Genomic DNA, 19026 nt, shown 5'->3' with positions numbered 1-19026 from the left:
GCGTTTCGTCCATTAAAACCAATGTTCGAGGCTTTAAAACACGACTCCGTGAATTGACACCCTAAGATACAAACCACTGTATCAAACTACTACCTACCTCTCACCTACACTGGGTGAGTCGAATACGTAATTTACTATTGAAATTTCGGTTGATGCATAAACAACAAGTTATTTACCGAACAAACAACACTCATATGATAGCAAGATATTTAAGCAAGCTACAGAGTTATCATCACATCGAAGATGCGCTGGAAGAAAACCAATCGGCATTCGAAACCGATGAATCTACAAAGGCTCAAATCACAACTTTCACAGGTTACCATACCAAATTGCGCAACCTTCAAGTAGAACAGAACAAGCCAACAAAAGCGGTAATCAAAGCAAAAAATGAATTGTACAAAGAGCTTAGCCTCAAGTCCAAATTGATGGTGATAGCTTGATTCGTTTGGCAAACGACACGGATAATGGAACACTACGCGTTAAGCTGGAAAAAGTACAGGACCAGTTGGCACGCAGATCACAAATCGTGCGCCTGGCAGCCGCATTCATACTGTATGAGCTAAGCGTTGATTATACCAGCGAATTGGCCAACTATTCCATTACCGGTGAATCTATTACCGCCTACAAGAAATGCATCGACGATATCGAAATCCAAAATGCAGAGAAAGACTTGATTCTGGAGGAGAACAAGAAAAACAAAAAGAAGTTTGAGGACTTGATTCGAACCACCGATTCCTTTTTGAAGGACAAACTCGATTGGTCCATCGAAAGCTATCGCGAGGCAAACCCTAAAATAGTAGAAGCCTACTTTACTGCTCGTAAACTAAAGAAGGTCATCAATCAGCACATCGCCATACGAGGTTTTGTTGTGAACAAACAAACCGGCGAACCAATTGCAAATGGTATTGTTAGCGTACTCGACACTGATCTGGAAACCAAAATCACTGAAAAAGGATACTTCTCATTCAAGAATTTCCCTGAAGGTAAGTTCACCCTAAAGGTAGAAAACATCAGGTTCGAAACCCAAACTATAGACGTTTACCGTTACATCAACGAATACCTCAGTATTAAAGTAGAGATGCAGCCACTCCCGGTTCCTCACCCGGCATAAAACAAATATCCTTACCGATATTTATTTAATGATTACAAAGCCAAGGAAAACCCTTGGCTTTATCTGTAAAATGATTTGTGTAAGACAAACCTAAATTCGATAAATAGTTGACATGGCATTTACACCGTATTTACAAGCTTTAACTTCGCCCTCGGGTATTTATCTTAGCTTTTTCATCAAAACCAATATTAACAAAACATTATTACCACAAACAACAATTTATCCTAATTCTCATTCTATTTCGAATTATTATTGTTATTTTTAATCAAAATATTCAACAAATACAATGACAAAATATTACATTATTCCTGAAGTCTTCGAAGAAGCCATGAAGGCAAAAAACCTTAGTTTTGAACAAATTTTCGAAAAATTAAGAGTAAGCGAATTAAGAGCTCACTCCATTTTTTCCGGGGTAAAAAGAATAGATGAATACAGCATTTTAGTACTAACAGAAATATTCGAGTTCGATTTTCATAAAATCATTGAGAAAACACAAGATCCTCACTACTCATTCAAAAATAAATGGGAGCAAAACCATAAGGATGAAGAAAAGTCACTTCCTTTTATCACTGAACCTGATTTCACAAAAGATTACAAACTTAAATCAGCTGAAAAGCATTACCTAACACAACACAAGTGCACTTCATGTAACCATCTAATATTAGAAGCGCTAAACTACTGCCCCAACTGTGGGAATCAACTCCCTGAGCAAGTACGCTTTTGTAATGCCAATCAAGTCTTCGAAACTTCAATAGATCAACACAGGTTGGTTTATCCTGATATCCTAAAAACACGACTAAGAAAGCTAGGTCTTTTATTTCATGATCTGACTGAATCCCTTCCTCTAACAAAACCAGTCTTCCAAGCTATTATGAAAGGGCAAATGACTGTTAGACCAGACATACAAGAATTAATATCTAAAAAATTAGAAGCTCCTGTTCATTATTGGTCCGGCGAAGCTGAAGAAGTCATAATAGAGAAAGTAGAATAAAGTACCCTACATTTCTTTCTATTCAATAAAACATTTCAAAAGAGACACATTGATCGGGAGCCGCCAATCGGACGCGAGTCGGGGCACGCCGTAACCATGGAATGGCGAACAGTATCCGATTGGCTTGATTCTTTTGCTTACTTTTCTCATCTAAGGAACCGAGCTTTGCGAGCTCATGAATACCCGTTAAAATTATGAATGAATAAAAAAGTAAGAGCCCGTCTGGCTTGAAGACAAAACAAACCAATCCATTATCCGTCGCAATAAACACCCCACATCAAACAACACTCCCACTTGCGACGATTACATTTAGAACACACTAACCCAGGGCGGCAGTCGTTATCACTCCCTTACCCTGGGCTATATGATATTTGCCCTTCAGGCAAACCATGATTTGAAATAATGCAATTGGAATCAAGGTCAGACAAACTAATACAATAACTCGAATAAAAGTTAACCCCTCAATTTTTGTGGGGACCGGCATCAGCTACGCAAGTAGGGCCCCATAGGCAGAGAAAGCGACAAATAGAAATGCTGTCGAACGAAGTATGAGTGAGACTATCTATTTCTATTCGCTTTGGAGCCGTATGGGTCACTGAGTAAATGCGCCGTAGATTCTTTGCTTACTTTCTCTTCAATGGAACCGACCGAAGGGAGCTCATGAATGCCCGCGAAAATTATAAATGAATAAAAAGTATGAGCCCATCCGGCTTGAAGATAAAGCGAACTTATCACACCCCTCTCCCTGTAGGGATCTCCCCTGAATGGGAGAAATCCAATTCCATCTAAAAGAGACACTTTGATCGGAAACTACCCCCAATTCAAGCCAGCTTGGTATGAGCAACGCAGGTGGGGCACCCATAGGCGAAGATGATGACTAAAAAGAAATTCTGTGGAGTGAGGTACGAACGCAACTATTATTTCTTTTCATCATTGAGCCGTAATGGGTCACCGAGTGCTTACACCTAGACTTTTGATTCTTTTGTGGTAATGACAAAAGAATAGCCCATCCGGCTTGAGGAAAAAAAACATCCCGTCTGGCAAGAAGACAATAACAAGCCATTCTATCCGTCGCAATAAGCAACCCACATCAAACAACACTCCCACTTGCGACGATTCCAAATCAAACTCATTAACCCAGGGTGCGGTCATTATCACTCCCTTCCCCTGGGCTATATGATCATTGCCCTTCAGGCAAACCCACCAAATAACAATCCCTTCAATTAAGAACTGTCACCAATTTATCACAATCCCGATTCAAACCAGTTCGGCATGAGCAACGCAGGTGGGGTACTCATAGGCGAAAATGATGATTAAACAGAATAGCCCATCCAGCTAGAGGATAAGACAAAACATTACACCCCTTATCCCAATCATTCATTACTCATCGCTAATCACTTCTTTCTCCAAACCGTCATTTCCGCTACCGTATGCTGAAACTTGCGCGATGTTTCCCGAATCACAAAAGGCACATCCTGGGGTTCTTCCATCATATCAAACTGATCAGACAAGAGATCCTTTAAACCTTGAAGAGTAGAATAAGGCTCACCATCCTTTCTAAAGCCACCGATCCAGTTTTCCACTTCGGTAAACTCCTCCAACCAGGTATAAGGAGAAGTCAACACCAACAAACCATCCTTGTTGATTCTATTGGCAATCTCTTTCAGGAATTTCTTCGGGTCGTACAGTCTGTCTAGCAAGTTCCCTGCAAAAACCAAATCGCAACCCGTGTACAAGGTCTTCAAGTTACAAGCATCAGCCTGGTAAAATTCTACCTTATCACGATATTGATCCAAACCAAAGTCGCTCAATTTAAATTCCTGGTATGAATTCAGTTGCCCCTCCTCTTGTCGGATGTAATTCAATTTCCCACTCTCTTTAAGCTGTGTACCAATTCGAATGAAGCGAGCCGAAAAATCAAGCCCCGTAACATGATCGAAATACTTTGCCAGTTCGAAAGTCATGCGTCCGGTTGCACATCCCAAATCCAAAGCATTACTTCTCTTCACATCCTTTATGTGGCTTTTTATTAAGCCGATACATGAAAGCGCATAATTTTCTACTCCAAAGTACTTTTGTCCGTACTGAAACTCACAATATTGCGAAACCAGCTCATCGGTTTCATAATAATCCGATTTGATTTCCACCTCCTCTTCCGATTCGATATATCGGAACCCTGCATGCTGAAAGAAATGACGACGAAAAGCGTAACGCGAATCTCGTATCGCAAGATTTCCTGTCGAGATCCACGATCCTCCTTTTATCAGGTTGTGCTTGGCATCAAAAGTAGGAGTCGAAAAATCATCATAGAAAGGATGCACTTCAAAACCATCCAATCCTGAAATCGGCATTTCGGTCCATTGCCACACATTCCCAATCACATCGTAAAAACCAGCCGATTCGAATTGGTCTACCGGACAAGGTGACGCATAATGTTCCAGATTGATATTTCCAGGCGCTTGCTTCCATTCCGGTTGATCCTGAATTTGCACACTATCGTAAAGACGGTAATACTCCGTTTCGGTCGCATTCTCAGTTTCTTTCCCTCTTGCGCCGATTTCCAGTTGCAAAAAGCCTTGGCCTCCAAATAATTTACTTCCACTGGCCAATTCCAGGGCATTTCAATCTCCTCGCTCATCAAACGAAGCTTCCACTGCTCTCCATCCTTTAACCAAAAGAATGGGAAGCTACATTTCTTGTATTGCACCCAGGCCCAACCCTCTTCGGTCCACCATTTTTCGTTTCCATAGCCATCATCATCCACAAATTCTTTAAACTCCTGATTCGAAACCAAATACTTCGAAGCATTAAAAGATTTAATTTCAGATTTAAAGCTTCCAAATTCATTGTCCCAGCCATAAAGAGCATCATCGCGACCCTTTCCTATGCTCACCTTTCCTGCCTCTACTTTTTGCAGTACATTTTCAGGAGCCAAACCTCTCTCTGTACAGCTTTCAAACAGATCAATTTTCTGAACTTCATCAATAGGTAGTTGCCTGATCAATACCGACGAGGTCTCAATGTGAATTCGCTGATGTTCAATCCCCATCAAGATCACCCAAAATTGAGACTCCCAATTGATGGGCATTTGCAGGGGAAGTTCAAGAATCAGGTTTTCGATGACTTGCTTCACTTGCCTGCGATATTGCCTTACATCCTCCAACTTAGGCCAGTCGTAATGTTGTTCATTCAAATCGTCCCATGACATTTCATCGACACCAACCGCAAACATCGATTCAAACTTGGGGTTCAATCTCTCATTTAGAACTCCCGCCAGAATCAATTTATTGATGAAAAAGGTAGCCGTATGTCCAATGTAAAATATCAAAGGATGGCGAAGCGGATCAGCCCTCATATAGAATGCCTCTTCACTCTTTAAGCTGTCGTACAATCTATTATCCAGCTCCCAGGTAAGCTGAAAGTATCTTAAAATCTCCGCCCTCTTTTCCTCAGGTGTGCCCTGATTTAAAATTGGAGATTTGTTTACAAGTATGTCATTATCCAATAGGATATCTTTTTTATCTTCCATTGCAAATTTCATTAAGCTTAATACTCATTTGAAGTTAATGAAAAAACAAAGCATCACAAATCAAACACACAAAACCCTACTCATTTAAGAGAAAATTAACAGTTTGATCCATAAATGTAGAACACTGAAAGTTTCAGCTTACAATACTGATATCATCTCGATCGGGAGCCGCCAATCGGACGCGAGTCGAGGCACACCGTAACCATGGAATGGCGAGCAGTATCCGATTGGCTTGATTCTTTTGCACACTTTTCTCATCTAAGGAGAAAAGTTTGAGCCCATTCGGCTTGAGGATAAGAACAGCCTGTCTGGCTTAAAGACAAAACAACACTATTACAACACCCCTCTCCCTATCGGGATCTCCCCTGAATGGGAGAAATCCAATTCCATCTAAAAGAGACATTTTGATCGGGAGCAAATCGGCACACACCATAACCATGGAATGGCAAGCTGTATCTGATTGGCTTGACCTTTTTGCTTCGAGTCTACCGTAACAAATTGGATCTCATGAATGATAGCGAATAACCCAAAAATGAAAAGCCAAACCGGCTTGAGGATAAAAAACAAGCCTTCTGGCTTGAAGACAAAGCATGTCAATTCCTACCTGAATAAATGAACTTACATATTTTTTCGTATCTTAATAAAAACCAATACGCAACATTATGAACTACATTCTCTTTATTATCATTGGAATCATTGCCGGCTGGCTGGGCAGCATCATCGTTAAAGGAAAAGGCCAGGGACTTCTAGTCAACATGATCGTGGGAATCATTGGAGCCTTCATTGGAGGAAGCATTTTGGATCATCTCCACATCCATATGCCTGGCTTTTTTGGTTTACTTGTCGCCTCAACACTAGGAGCCGTTCTGTTAATCTGGTTAATTGGATTAATTCGAAGGTAAGCCTTATTTCTCAAAAAAGTAATCAGAATCCACTCTACAGATACGAACGGCATATTTCTTATACCACTCTTCTTTACCTCTTTTCTGGGCAATTTTATGCGCCGGATGTTCTTGCCATTTTTGAATTGCATCTAAACTCTCCCAATAAGAGACCGTTATGCCCAATTCATTCCTGGCGGATTCTACCCCCAGAAATCCTGCTTGCGTATGAGCCAACTCTATCATTGTATCGGCCATTTCAGAATAGCCCTTGTCTCCTTCTTCCCTCACTGATGAGAAAATTACAGCATAATATGGTGTTTTAAATGTCTTGGCAATCATTGTTCTATAAAATTTGTTTTTACCACCTCCTTATTCTCTTTATTTAGCATCTGCTTTGGGATACAATCCTTAATGGTACCTATTACCGAGTTCAAAAGGTTCTTTCGTACCTCACTTTTCAGTTGAATCAAACTGATTTCTCTTACCTTATCGCTTCCCTTGATATCTTTGAGCAAGTCCTCCTGATCGGATGGAATCATTAAAGTTGCCAACTCAGGAACAAAAGTAATTCCTCCTTTATATTCCACAATTCTTCGTAAGGCATCAATATTATTGCTTTCATAAACCAGTTCATTTTCCTCTTTTCTGTTTAATGAACAGATATTGGTAACCTGATCCATAAAACAATTCCCTTCCTTAAGCATCCAAATGCTTTCATGATCTAACTCATCAATGCCAATTTCATCTTTAGCGAACAAATCATGCTTATCGGATACATACAAATAGAACTTTTCATAGAAAACCGGGCAAACTTCCAGATTGCTCTTCAATTGAATTGGGGTTGAAATGATTCCTCCATGCAAACTACCATCCTTCACGCCTTGTAAAACCTCCTCTGTTATCATTTCCTTAACCGTAAGTTTCAATTTCGGATATCGCTGATTGAGTTCATCCACAAACAAAGGCACCAAATATGGCGAAAGGGTTGGTATGATTCCCAAGCAAAGCTCTCCCTGAATATCTTCAGATAAATTCACGGCAAAATCTTCTAGGTGCTTCGATTCTGTAATCAACAATTGTGCTTTTTCCAGAAAAAGATTCCCATTTGTAGTAGGTTCCACCTGTTTCTTACTTCTATCGAAGAGCTTTATGCCCAGTTCTTCTTCCAATGCTTGTATTTGCAAGCTAACAGCAGGTTGCGACACCCCCATAAACTTGGCAACCTTACCATATCCGCCTAATTTTTGCAAAGCCAAAGCATATTCCAGCTGTTTTAAGGTCATACACCAATAATTATTTTTAATTAATAGCCTAAATTTAATTAAATTATCTAATACTACTAAGCTATCATGAGCAATGGTCATAATTTCAGGTAATATCTACTTTTATTAAATATCGAAAGATAAAAAAACACGAATTGTTTATAACTTTGTAAGCTATGAATAAATCGAACTATAAAGGCATTAGAACTTTATTATTCAAACTTTGAACTTTATACTGTATCCATGAAAATAGGTATTATTGGGGCAATGGAAATTGAGGTTGTAAGACTTCGAGCACTATTGTCGGATAAAAATGAACAAAAAAAAGGTGGTTTTGTTTTCTATACCGGAAAGCTAAACGGAAATGATATTGTTCTGTTACAATCAGGCATTGGAAAGGTAAATGCAGCAATTGGTGCGGCCATCATGATCGACAACTACTCTCCTGATTTTGTAATAAACACCGGTGCTGCAGGAGGATTTCCTGGTGATTTAAAAGTTGGTGATATTGTAATCTCAAAAGAATTGATTCATCACGATATGGACTGTACAGTTTTTGGATACAAAACCGGTCAGGTTCCAGGGATGCCTGCGAGCTTTGTTGCTGATGAAAAACTAATCGATTTGGCTGATAAATGCATTCACAAATTGATTGATGTAAAAACCAAGAAGGCAACAATTCTTACCGGCGATCAGTTTATGAATAATCCTGAAGCCACTAAAAAAATTAAAGATACCTTCCCTTCTGCTGAAGCTGTGGAAATGGAAGGAGCTGCAATCGCTCAAACTTGCTTTCAATTTAAGATTCCTTTTGTAGTTATCCGATCAATTTCGGATATTGCAGGACAAGAGAATGCAATCGAGTATGAAGAATTTGTTGAAACAGCCGCTGTAAACTCAGCAAATATGGTTGTTGAAATGACCAAAGAATTAGCAAAATAGTATAAATAAAAAAATATGGAAAAGATAGATAGCTTTACGGTTGATCACAATAAATTGAAAAGAGGTATTTACGTATCAAGAAAAGATCGATTTGGTGATGAAACCATCACAACATTCGATATCAGAACCAAATTGGCCAATCAGGAGCCTGCAATGGATATTCCTGCAATGCATACCATGGAACATCTTGGTGCAACTTTCTTAAGAAACAATAAGAAATGGTCAGAAAAGACTGTATATTTTGGTCCTATGGGATGTAGAACGGGATTTTACATTATTTTCCATGGTGATTTAAAATCAGAAGATATTATTGATGTTACCAAAGAAATGTTCGATTTTATGGCTGATTTCGAAGGTGAAATTCCTGGAACCAACAAAATTGAATGTGGCAACTACGTTAGCCACGATCTAACCATTGCAAAATGGGAATCAGATAAATACAGAAAAGAGGTACTTTCTAATCTTACGGAAGAAAATTTGAATTACCCACAATAATTCATAAAGAAGATAAAGATACTAAGGTCGTCATATTCTGACGACCTTTTTTATTTCCTAATTTTCATTAAATTTATGGAAAATGAAACAACGTTAATTCATGAAAATTACTGGTTTTCGATTCTTTATTATTACTGCATTAATACTGCTCATTCCAATTCACAGCAATTGGAGATTGCTATTGAATGGGAATAAAACTGAAGGAATTGTTATTAAAACCAGTAAGGACAATATGGGACAACTCTATTCCTTTTACTCCATCATTCAATATGAAGTTAATGCTAAAACCTACCATATAAAAGGATTGGAAAATGTTGAATATCCACTTGGGAAAAAATTTATCATACTGTTTGATCCCGATAATCCTCACAAAGCAATTCTATATAATTTCAAAGGCATTTACTTTAATCGTTCAACCCCAGTTGCAATTGTTTTGTTCGTGTTATGGGTAGCTTTCTATTTAAGTTTTAGCCCTAAAAGTGATAAAAGAAAGTCTGAAAGAGAATGGTTTAAATGTAATGGAAAATTCTCCCATCACAAATTAAACTAAACCACACACATTTTATTTAACAACTAATTTCAATCCCCATAAGGTTTATTATCATTTTTACAGTCGTTCTTTCTCAAAAGAGCGGTATTTTTTATGCCTAAAACTCGCTAAGCCCAATTATCAGTTTTATCTTTGCAAGCAGAACAAATTATTGAAGAATGAATAAACCTGAATTATTACTACCTGTTGGGAATCCTGAAATGTTTCATGCTGCCGTAAAAGGTGGAGCTGATGCTGTATACCTGGGATTACGTCAATTTAATGCCCGCGGGAGAGCATCAAACTTTACAAGCTCACAATTACTGGCATTAATTAAAATTGCAAGGAAAAATGACATCAAGGTTTATCTTACTTTGAATACGGTAATTAAGAATGAAGAATTACCCGACTTATTGGATACCTTAAATCTAATCCAAAAAACCGGAGTTGATGCCATAATCATTCAAGATTGGGGTGTTTACTACTTGGTAAAAAAACACTTTCCTAAAATTACCATACATGCAAGTACACAAATGGCTCATCACAATTCCTTGGGAGCAATTTACTGTAAAAGCAAGGATTTCGAAAGAGTTGTAATGGCAAGAGAATTAACGCTTCCTGAATTGAAAGAAATTCGCAAGAAATCTGATATTGAATTAGAGATATTTATGCATGGTGCATTATGCTATTCCTTCTCTGGCATGTGTTTATTTAGTAGTTTTCTTGGTGGAAGTGGTGCCAATAGAGGTTTGTGCGCTCAACCTTGTCGCAGATTTTATGAAACAGGAAATGAGAAGAGTTATGTCTTTAGTCTAAAAGACAATCAGGCTGTTGAAGTATTGCCTGAATTGATGAAAATGGGTGTAGAATCCATTAAAATTGAAGGTCGATTAAAACCAGCAGAGTTTGTATATAATGTATCAAGAGCTTATAGAAAAGTAATTGATAATAACGACTTGAAAACAGCCAAAGAAATTTTGGCCTATGATATGGGTCGTGAAAAAACTGGTTATTTTCTTGCTGGAAATGTAAACAAAGCCATTACGGAGAATACAAATACTGGAATTTTGATTGGTTCTGTTGAAAAGAGAAATAGAAACACGGTAATTTTCACCTCTTCTCATGACATACAAATTGGAAACAGAATCAGATTCAAACAAAAAAATGGTGAGCCACAAAAAGCCATTAAGGTTAAAGAGTTTAAGGAATTAAGCAAAGGTACTTATCAAATTGAAATCGGGAATGTTGTAGCTGATAAAGGTGATCAGGTGTATTTGGCTGGAATGATGCAGGAGAAGTTTCCTAACAAGTTCAAAGAAGAAGGAAAACCTCTAAAAGCTAGTATGCACAGAAGCGAAAAGGCTAAAATCCTAAGCTCATTGGGAAAAAAGAATATTCCTCAAAAAGAACAAATCTATGTTCGAATTGATTCCTTAGCCTGGTTGCGTAAGGTAAACTTAAATGAGGTCAACTATTTAATTCTTAACCTTAAAAAATCGGAATGGGAAGAGTTAAAATGGGATGTGCCATTTCTTCAAAAAAATGCACACAAGCTAATTATTGAATTGCCTAAGTTCATTCAGGAAAAAGACTTGGATTTCTACAAACAGATATGTAAAAAGGCTATGCTAAGTGGCTATCAAAACTTTATGCTGAGTCATCTTTCGCAAAAACTCTTGCTTCCAAACAAAGCTCGCATTTCTTGCAACGAAAATGTGTACCTGTTTAACGATGCTGCAATTGCTCACTTACGTGATGAGAAAATCAACCTGTTCTGTCACCCACAAGAGAATGACCTGGAAAACTTGCTGAAGAGCAATGATCGCTTTGGAATTGTTCCTGTATACTTCTACCCTCAGCTATTCTATTCTCGCATGCCGGTAAAAACGGTAAACGACGAATTAATTGATGATATGCAAGGAGAATATCACAAAGAATTGCGCGACGGAATGACCATTGTTTATCCAAAACACCCTGTTACCTGGATGCAACAGAAAAACAATTTATCTAAAGAAGGATTCAGAAGATTTTTGATTGACCTAAGCAATGAGAAAGTATCATCAAACACTTTTAAAAGACTGATGAAAAACTTCCAGCAATCGAAACAAGTACAGCCATCAACCAGCTTTAACTTGAAAAAAGGACTGAAATAGAAAATTGGCAATTATCAATGAGTAATGAATGATAAACAAGACTATATAAGAATCGATTTATTATTCACACCATTAGGATCTAATTATAAATATTACATTGATTTCCTGTAAAATCTGTTTTAATACAATTACTAAAGAGACAACCTTTAGGCTATCAATTATTAATTACACATTATTCATTGCTAATTGATCTTTAATCATTGCATAAAACATGTTACGAAATCGTGAAAAATACATCGCCAGAATGTAAGTTTTTACTATTTTGGCGATCAAACAATTTTAATATTAACACTAAACCTAACAAAGTGAAAAAGACGTTCCTTTATTTACTTGTGGCAGGTATGGCATTTACAGCCTGCGATGGAAAAAAAAGTGAGCAAAAGACTGACAATCCGTTTTTTGCTGAGTACAACACTCCTTATCAAACTCCTCCGTTTGATTTAATTAAATTCGAACATTTCGAGCCTGCTTTCATGAAAGGTATGGAAGAAGGTCGTGCAGAAATTGAGGCAATTGCAAACAGCAAAGAAGCTCCAACTTTCGAAAACACAATTTTAGCATACGAAAAATCGGGTGCTTTACTTGATAAAGTAGGAAATGTATTCTACAACATTAAAGGATCGGAAAACAACGATTCTATTGCTGCATTGGCTAAAAGATTATCACCTATTACAACTAAATACTATGGTGATATCAGCTTAAACGAAAACTTATTCAAAAGAATTAAAGCTATTTATGAGCAAAAAGATCAGTTAGAACTTTCTGTTGAAGAGCAAACCATGTTGGATAAAATCTACAAAGGATTTGTTCGAGGTGGAGCTAATCTTCCAGCTGACAAGAAAGATCAATTGCGTAAGATCGATGAAGAACTTTCTTCTTTGACTCTTCAGTTTGGCGAAAATGTATTGAACGAAACAAATAATTTCGAACTAGTTATCGACAACGAAAAAGATCTTGCTGGTCTTCCTGCTGGTGTTGTTGCTGCTGCTGCTGAAACTGCAAAGCTGCTGGTAAGGAAGGAAAATGGGTTTTCACAACTCAAAAACCAAGCATGTTACCTTTCTTGCAGTATGCTGATAATCGTGATCTTCGTAAGGAATTGTACATGGGATATGTAAACCGTGGTAACAACAACAACGAGTATGACAACAAAGAGATTGCAAAAAAATTGGTTAATCTACGTATTGAACGTGCAAAACTGTTCGGATACAACAATTATGCAGAGTATGTTCTTGAAAAGAACATGGCCAAAACTCCTGAAAAAGCATTCGAATTGTTGAACAAACTATGGAAAGCTGCTCTTCCTAACGCTAAGAAAGAAGTGAAGGAAATGCAAAAAATCATCAACAAAGAAGGTGGTAAGTTCAAGCTAGCTTCATGGGACTGGTGGTACTATGCTGATAAAGTGAAGAAAGCTAAATACAACTTGGATGAAGAAGAATTAAAGCCATATTTCGAAATTAATAACGTTCGTGATGGTGCGTTTGCTTTAGCGAATAAATTGTATGGAATCAAATTCATTCCTCGAAACGATATTGCTAAATTCAACCCTGAAAACCAAGTATTCGAATTACAGGAAGCTGATGGATCTCACATTGGTATTTTCTATTTAGATTATCACCCACGTGCATCTAAGCGTGGTGGTGCTTGGATGAGCTCATTCCGTAAGCAATCAGGTTTCGGTACTGATAAGGAAGTTACTCCAATCATCATGAACATTTGTAACTTCACTAAACCTGTAGGTGATACTCCTGCATTGTTAACTCCAGACGAAGTTGAAACTTTATTCCACGAGTTTGGTCACGCTCTTCACGGATTCCTTTCTAAGTGTAAATACAACTACTTGTCAGGTACTTCTGTATCTCGTGATTTCGTAGAGCTTCCTTCTCAAGTAATGGAAAACTGGTGCTTTGAGCCTGAAATGTTAGCAATCTATGCGAAGCATTACCAAACTGGTGAAGTAATTCCTGCTGAATTGGTTAAGAAAATTCAAAACGCTGGTAAATTCAACCAAGGATTTGCTACTGTTGAATATTTGGCTGCATCAATGTTAGATATGAAATATCATACTTTAACAGAACCATTAACTGAAGATGTAATGACTTTCGAAAAGAACTACTTGGAAGGTTTAGGTTTGATTCCTGAAATCTATTCAAGATATCGTTCAACTTACTTTAACCATATTTTTGCGGGTGGTTACTCAGCTGGTTATTACGCTTACATTTGGGCTGGCGTTCTTGATTCTGATGCTTTCCAGGCATTTAAAGAAACTAGCTTATTCGATAAGCAAACAGCTAAATTATTCCGCGATAATGTATTATCCAGAGGTGGTACTGAAGATCCAATGGAATTGTACAAGCGATTCAGAGGTGCTGAACCAAATGAAGATGCTCTTTTAATCAAGAGAGGATTAAAATAAAAATCGCATTTAGCGATATTCAATATAAAAACCGATTCACAATGTGAATCGGTTTTTTTTATATCCATTAATGATAATTCTTAATTGATTCATTCCTCGAATTCTGCTTTGGTGATATACATATTCAAGACCTTCTGCTGCATGGCATCAATCGGATATCCTTCGGGTTCCAATACAAAATTCATAGCAATGCCATCCAACATAGAAGTCAAGAATTCTGTTTCCATATCCGGATCGGCAGCTCCACTCTTGTCGAAATATTCAATCAACACATCAAATTTCAAACTTACAATTTCATCTAACTCTTGCTGATATAAAGGCAAAACTCCTGGTTGCAACGTAAAGCATAAAACAGCTTAAAAAATTTTAAATTCTTCTCAATAGAATCAAAGTAATCGTCGATAAAGAATAGCAATTCCACTTCCTGAAGGTCTCCATCCTCATTTGGGTCTAAACCATCGTATAATATATGAACAGCTTCATCAACAATGGTATGAAGTAAATCTTCCTTGGTCTTAAAGTAAGAGAATAGTTGTTCTTCTGAAATCCCTGCAGCCTTTGCAATTTTTTGCTCCTTTTGCAGCAAAATACCCCTCCTGCACAAAAATCCCTAAGGCGGTGTTTAATATCTCCCTCCTTTTCTCAACATCCTTTGGTAATTTATTTTTAGAAGCCATAACAACAATCATTTAGATGAAAAAAATCGGTTTTTACCTAAGTTACGACAGAAATGTGCTTTTTTCAAAAAAAACAATGGATACATATACATGCACCCATTGTCATTAACTTGATTAAACCGTTCTAGTTTCCTAAAACTTAATTTAAATTCTAACTTTAATATAGATATTTACTTAATTGACCTGCATCAACCATAATAAATCGGAAAATCATTCCTCCCAAAAGAATTAAGAATGCAGGTAGTGCTACAGGAACTTTCTTCCCTCTTAGCTCTAAAATTTCAAGAATAGCAGGAACCAACAGGCCCAGCACTACTACTCCACCCCAAAAAGGCAAAGTGTAGACACCACCAAGAAACAATTGTGCAGCTTCGATTTGAGCAGCATTACTCGCTAAAAATCCCATAAACAAGTGAATGATAAAAAAGATTTCTATCCCAATCAATATTAAATCAATTTTACTAAACCATGTTCTCTCCAAATGATTCTTTGACATCCACATGATAACTGCTGCTCCTGTGGATAAACCTGAAACCAAAAACAAAGGCCCCAAAATAGAGGTATTCCATAATGGTCTTGCATTAAATGCAGACAATAAAATACCCGTGTAAATCCCAAGAATTACAGATGATACAATCATCATCCAAGCCAATGGCTTACGATATTTATTTACCTGCTTTTCAACAAACTCGAGCCATTCCACTTTAAATTTCCAATTTGGCACCAAATCTCTCCAATAGGCAACACTCCAAACAATTGATAATGGTGTAACCAACATCAATACCCAAGCTCCCCATGACATTGGAGATTCTAATCGGATAGTGGTATACAATTGCCAGAAATACAATTTGTTCTTTAAATCGAGGAATAGGGCGAATAAACCAATTACTAAAATTGCTGGTACTATAAAGGTAGCTTTCCTAACGGCAGTTGGAAGTTCTTTTTCTCTACCTAAAATGGTGTAAAGTGCTGCAAAGAATAAGATTCCTGCGGCCAAACCACCTAAAAACAAATACAATGGAATTTCCCATCCCCAAATTCCCAAAGTAGGATCTATTTTAGGATTCATTCTTCCACTTAAAATAATTTCTTCGTTCATAATTTGATTGTTTTTAGATTCCGTTCATCAGAATTACCCCAGCGCAAAAGAATCCTGACAAACGGAATCCGTTATAAAACTTGAACTTGTTAAAACCTGCCAACCAACCACCATACAAAACCAACTTAATTGGGCTGATCAACATTATCTTGAATATCTTTAAATGAGATAATAAACATGTGGCTTAGTTCCCACTTCGGGAGCCAATACTTTCCAATCTCTGTTTTGCAACAATTGATATACTTTGCTTTCCTTATCATCCAAATCGCCAAAGTACATGCATTCAGTTGGACAAACGGATACACAAGAAGGTAGTTTTCCTTCTTGTAACCTGTGATGGCAAAAAGTACACTTATCAACAAACCCATCGGGATGAGAATAGCGAGCATCGTATGGACAAGACTGAACGCAGGCGCCACAACCAATACATTCATGGCGAGTTACTTTTACCACCCCTCCCTCTTCGTAATGACTTGCTCCGGTTGGACAACATCTTACACAAGGAGAGTTTTCACAGTGGTTACAACGCTCTGATCTTAATTCGATGCTTACATTTGGAAATGTACCCTTTGCATTCTCAATCACCCAGTCGCGACAATACCCAATTGGCACACGATTTTCGTTTTGGCATGCTACAACACAATCGCTACAGCCAACACATTTTTTTGTATCAATTACCATTGCATATCTCATGATATTACCTCGCTTTCTGGTTTATCGGTTACAAAACTTACAAAGTTGCCACGCATTCCAGTTCCTCCCATGATTGGATCAACCATCACATTAGTCACCAATTGCGTATCACTAATTCCTCTCCCGAATGATCTCTTTAATTTCTTATTGGCTCTACCAAATCCATGAACCATATAGACATTGTCTTTTCCTATTCGTTCCGTAATTCGAACTTTAATAGGAAAATCAGAAACTACACCATCCTGATTTTTCAACCAAACTTCCTGCCCATTCTCCAAATTATTATCAGCTGCAACAAATGGATTTACCCAAAGACAATTCTCACTCATCAATTCATTCAAGTTTGGATTATTAGCTGTTCTTCCAAAGGTATGCATTGGAGCTCTACCATAATTCAAGCGGTAAAATCCTTGTGGTGGTTCGGGATGTGGTGTATAGTTTGGAATAGGATCAAAACCTTCCATTTCCAAATCCAAAGAATACAGTTCAATCATTCCGGTAGATGTACCAAACTCGTGATAATCGCCCTCTTCAATAAACATTGGAGTCTTGCGTTCCATTTTCAGAACACCCTTTTCTTTCATTTCTGCTAGTGAAGACCCCATTTGTTTTAGTTGCCAGTCGATTACTTCGCTATAACTTTCGTAATTGAAATGTTTTGATAGTTTTAATTTCTTAGCTAGTTTTCTAACAATCCAATCCGATGGTTTTGATAGATATTTTGGCTTAACAGCTGGTACTCTTACCGCCACATTGGGGAATCTGTTTGGCGATACTCTCATATCATCGTAACGCTCCAAATATGTACATTCAGGCAAGATAATGTCTGCATAACCTGTAATTTCCATAGGCATTGTATCTACGACTACCAATAAATCAAGGTTCTGAATTGCCTCTAAGGTTCTCTGGGTATTAGGAATTGTTGAGATTAAATTCGTACCCACAACAAACCAACCTTTAATCTTATAATCCGATTCATTCTCAGGATGAGACATATCAACAAATACATTTGCTATAGATGAATCAGCCAATGCATATGTGCCATCCAAATGATCTTTCCAAGTCCAATTTACAGGTGGATATCCTGGATGTGGATAGGTAGGTACTTTTGCTTTTTCAGGGAAATAAAATCCTCCTTTTCTTCCCCATGATCCTAACAAGGCATTCAGCATAGCCATTGCTCTTAATCTTTGTGTATCATCGCCGTACCAAGTTACGTGTCGTCCCGGATGAATTAAAGTTGCAGGAGCATGAAATGCCATTTCGCGTGCTGTTTGTCTTATTACATCTGCGCTTATGGTTGTAATTTTTTCTGCCCACTCAGGCGTTTTGTCGGCAACATGAGCTTGCAAATCTTCCAAACCGTAAGCATATTGCCCTATATAGTTCTTATCGTATAATTCTTCGCTTACAATAACATTCATCCATGCAAGCAGTAATGCGATGTCAGTTGCAGGTTTAATTGGCAACCAATATTTCGATTTACTTGCAGCTGTCGATAATCTTGGATCTACAGTAATGATGGTAGCACCGCGGTCGATGGCTTTCGACATTTCCTGCACGTGGGAATTGTGCATATTCTCTCCAATATGATTTCCGATCAACACCAAACACTTGGTATTTTCCAAATCAACTGGTTCCGGGGAGTTGATATTTGATCCGAATGTTGTATTGAACCCAACTTCTCTTGGACCACGACATTGGGCATAGGAAGGAGCTGTAATGTTTTTGGAACCAAAAGCTTTAAAAAGTTTTCCAAAATGTGCACCACCTGATCCATGTTTGAACAAGGCAAGACTTTCTGGTCCACTCTCTTCCTTAATTTTATTCATTTTTTCTGCGATAAAACGGAAAGCCTTGTCCCAGCTAACTTCTTTAAAAGTTTGTTTTCCATTTTCTTCAACTCGCATTAAAGGAGTTTTCAAACGGTCAGGATCATTATACATTCCTATACCGCCAGTACCACGAGGACAGAATCTTCCGTTAGAATGCGGATCATCCTCATTTCCTTCAATTTTCCAGATTTCACCTTTTTCGTCGGTGTAAACCCAACCGGCACACTTCCAGAAACAAACTTCGCAGTATGTTGGGAAGCGCTTTATTTTCGAAGCATCCATTGGTTCAGCTGCATTTACCTGCCCAATCATGGCATTTAAAAGCGGATTAGCCAATACCAATCCTCCTGCTCCAATTGCGGATAACTTAATAAATTCTCTTCTCGACTTGTTCATCAGGTTGTTGT

At 37.8% G+C, this 19026-nt stretch carries 18 protein-coding genes and 1 pseudogene; 10 read left to right on the top strand and 9 right to left on the bottom strand.

Features of this window, described 5'->3' with window-relative positions; translation table 11 throughout:
* The first annotated feature begins 194 nt into the window (after window positions 1–194).
* The 3 genes from JCM15579_RS17500 (at window position 195) to JCM15579_RS17490 (ending at window position 2102) form a co-directional block, all read left to right on the top strand.
* The gene (locus JCM15579_RS17500; RefSeq protein WP_157471540.1) at window positions 195–440 is read left to right on the top strand and encodes a hypothetical protein; all 246 of its coding nucleotides are present in this window, start codon (window positions 195–197) and stop codon (window positions 438–440) included.
* Window positions 437–1111, top strand: a complete 675-nt coding sequence (locus tag JCM15579_RS17495) for a carboxypeptidase regulatory-like domain-containing protein (RefSeq protein ID WP_054722186.1) — start codon at window positions 437–439, stop codon at window positions 1109–1111. The genes JCM15579_RS17500 and JCM15579_RS17495 overlap by 4 nt, the downstream gene beginning before the upstream one ends.
* Before the next feature lie 286 nt (window positions 1112–1397).
* A complete protein-coding gene (locus JCM15579_RS17490; RefSeq protein ID WP_054722184.1) occupies window positions 1398–2102 on the top strand; it encodes a zinc ribbon domain-containing protein in 705 nt (234 codons plus the stop codon).
* Between the two features lie 1394 nt (window positions 2103–3496).
* Here JCM15579_RS17490 and JCM15579_RS20965 read toward each other — a convergent pair.
* On the bottom strand, window positions 3497–4249 hold the full coding sequence (locus tag JCM15579_RS20965; RefSeq protein WP_373280244.1) for a putative 4-mercaptohistidine N1-methyltransferase: 753 nt from the start codon (window positions 4247–4249) through the stop codon (window positions 3497–3499).
* Between the two features lie 75 nt (window positions 4250–4324).
* A pseudogene (gene ovoA / locus JCM15579_RS21650) lies at window positions 4325–5631 on the bottom strand (5-histidylcysteine sulfoxide synthase); the annotation flags it as partial.
* 662 nt (window positions 5632–6293) lie between these two features.
* Between ovoA and JCM15579_RS17480 the strand changes: the two are divergent.
* On the top strand, window positions 6294–6533 hold the full coding sequence (locus JCM15579_RS17480) for a GlsB/YeaQ/YmgE family stress response membrane protein (RefSeq protein ID WP_054722182.1): 240 nt from the start codon (window positions 6294–6296) through the stop codon (window positions 6531–6533).
* Between the two features lie 3 nt (window positions 6534–6536).
* Here the strand turns inward: JCM15579_RS17480 and JCM15579_RS17475 are convergent, their stop codons facing one another.
* Both JCM15579_RS17475 and JCM15579_RS17470 read right to left on the bottom strand, forming a co-directional pair.
* Window positions 6537–6854 carry an antibiotic biosynthesis monooxygenase family protein gene (locus JCM15579_RS17475; protein ID WP_054722180.1) on the bottom strand — a complete coding sequence of 106 codons (318 nt, stop codon included), beginning with the start codon at window positions 6852–6854 and terminating at the stop codon, window positions 6537–6539.
* Entirely contained in the window at window positions 6851–7798 is a 948-nt protein-coding gene (locus JCM15579_RS17470; RefSeq protein WP_054722178.1) for a hydrogen peroxide-inducible genes activator, read from the bottom strand. Before JCM15579_RS17470 ends, JCM15579_RS17475 begins: the two co-directional genes overlap by 4 nt.
* 222 nt (window positions 7799–8020) lie before the next feature.
* Between JCM15579_RS17470 and JCM15579_RS17465 the strand changes: the two genes are divergently transcribed.
* From JCM15579_RS17465 to JCM15579_RS17445, 6 genes are all read left to right on the top strand, one after another.
* On the top strand, window positions 8021–8719 hold the full coding sequence (locus JCM15579_RS17465; protein ID WP_054722176.1) for a 5'-methylthioadenosine/adenosylhomocysteine nucleosidase: 699 nt from the start codon (window positions 8021–8023) through the stop codon (window positions 8717–8719).
* Window positions 8720–8734: 15 nt separating this feature from the next.
* On the top strand, window positions 8735–9214 hold the full coding sequence (locus JCM15579_RS17460) for an S-ribosylhomocysteine lyase (RefSeq protein WP_054722174.1): 480 nt from the start codon (window positions 8735–8737) through the stop codon (window positions 9212–9214).
* A 100-nt stretch (window positions 9215–9314) separates the two neighbouring features.
* The gene (locus JCM15579_RS17455; protein ID WP_054722172.1) at window positions 9315–9764 is read left to right on the top strand and encodes a DUF3592 domain-containing protein; all 450 of its coding nucleotides are present in this window, start codon (window positions 9315–9317) and stop codon (window positions 9762–9764) included.
* A 158-nt stretch (window positions 9765–9922) separates the two neighbouring features.
* The gene (locus JCM15579_RS17450; RefSeq protein WP_054722170.1) at window positions 9923–11896 is read left to right on the top strand and encodes a peptidase U32 family protein; all 1974 of its coding nucleotides are present in this window, start codon (window positions 9923–9925) and stop codon (window positions 11894–11896) included.
* Between the two features lie 305 nt (window positions 11897–12201).
* On the top strand, window positions 12202–13014 hold the full coding sequence (locus JCM15579_RS21645; protein ID WP_245625968.1) for a gluzincin family metallopeptidase: 813 nt from the start codon (window positions 12202–12204) through the stop codon (window positions 13012–13014).
* Window positions 12948–14315 (top strand): M3 family metallopeptidase, encoded by a 1368-nt coding sequence (locus JCM15579_RS17445; protein ID WP_245625966.1) that lies wholly within the window; start codon window positions 12948–12950, stop codon window positions 14313–14315. Before JCM15579_RS21645 ends, JCM15579_RS17445 begins: the two co-directional genes overlap by 67 nt.
* A gap of 89 nt (window positions 14316–14404) precedes the next feature.
* On the opposite strand, the gene JCM15579_RS17440 is transcribed toward JCM15579_RS17445, so the two are convergent.
* From JCM15579_RS17440 to JCM15579_RS17420, 5 genes are all read right to left on the bottom strand, one after another.
* Window positions 14405–14638 carry a TetR family transcriptional regulator C-terminal domain-containing protein gene (locus tag JCM15579_RS17440; RefSeq protein WP_054722169.1) on the bottom strand — a complete coding sequence of 78 codons (234 nt, stop codon included), beginning with the start codon at window positions 14636–14638 and terminating at the stop codon, window positions 14405–14407.
* Entirely contained in the window at window positions 14614–14901 is a 288-nt protein-coding gene (locus tag JCM15579_RS17435) for a TetR/AcrR family transcriptional regulator (RefSeq protein WP_054722167.1), read from the bottom strand. The genes JCM15579_RS17440 and JCM15579_RS17435 overlap by 25 nt, the downstream gene beginning before the upstream one ends.
* A 248-nt stretch (window positions 14902–15149) precedes the next feature.
* Window positions 15150–16091, bottom strand: coding sequence for an NrfD/PsrC family molybdoenzyme membrane anchor subunit (gene nrfD / locus JCM15579_RS17430; protein ID WP_054722165.1), 942 nt, complete (start codon window positions 16089–16091; stop codon window positions 15150–15152).
* Between the two features lie 159 nt (window positions 16092–16250).
* Window positions 16251–16784 (bottom strand): 4Fe-4S dicluster domain-containing protein, encoded by a 534-nt coding sequence (locus tag JCM15579_RS17425; RefSeq protein ID WP_054722164.1) that lies wholly within the window; start codon window positions 16782–16784, stop codon window positions 16251–16253.
* Window positions 16781–19015 (bottom strand): molybdopterin-containing oxidoreductase family protein, encoded by a 2235-nt coding sequence (locus tag JCM15579_RS17420; RefSeq protein WP_054722162.1) that lies wholly within the window; start codon window positions 19013–19015, stop codon window positions 16781–16783. The genes JCM15579_RS17425 and JCM15579_RS17420 overlap by 4 nt, the downstream gene beginning before the upstream one ends.
* Window positions 19016–19026 lie beyond the last annotated feature (11 nt).

It is taken from the genome of Marinifilum fragile JCM 15579 (assembly GCF_001310955.1).
Taxonomy (GTDB): Bacteria; Bacteroidota; Bacteroidia; order Bacteroidales; family Marinifilaceae; genus Marinifilum; species Marinifilum fragile.
This window is presented reverse-complemented; position numbering and strand designations above follow the sequence as displayed.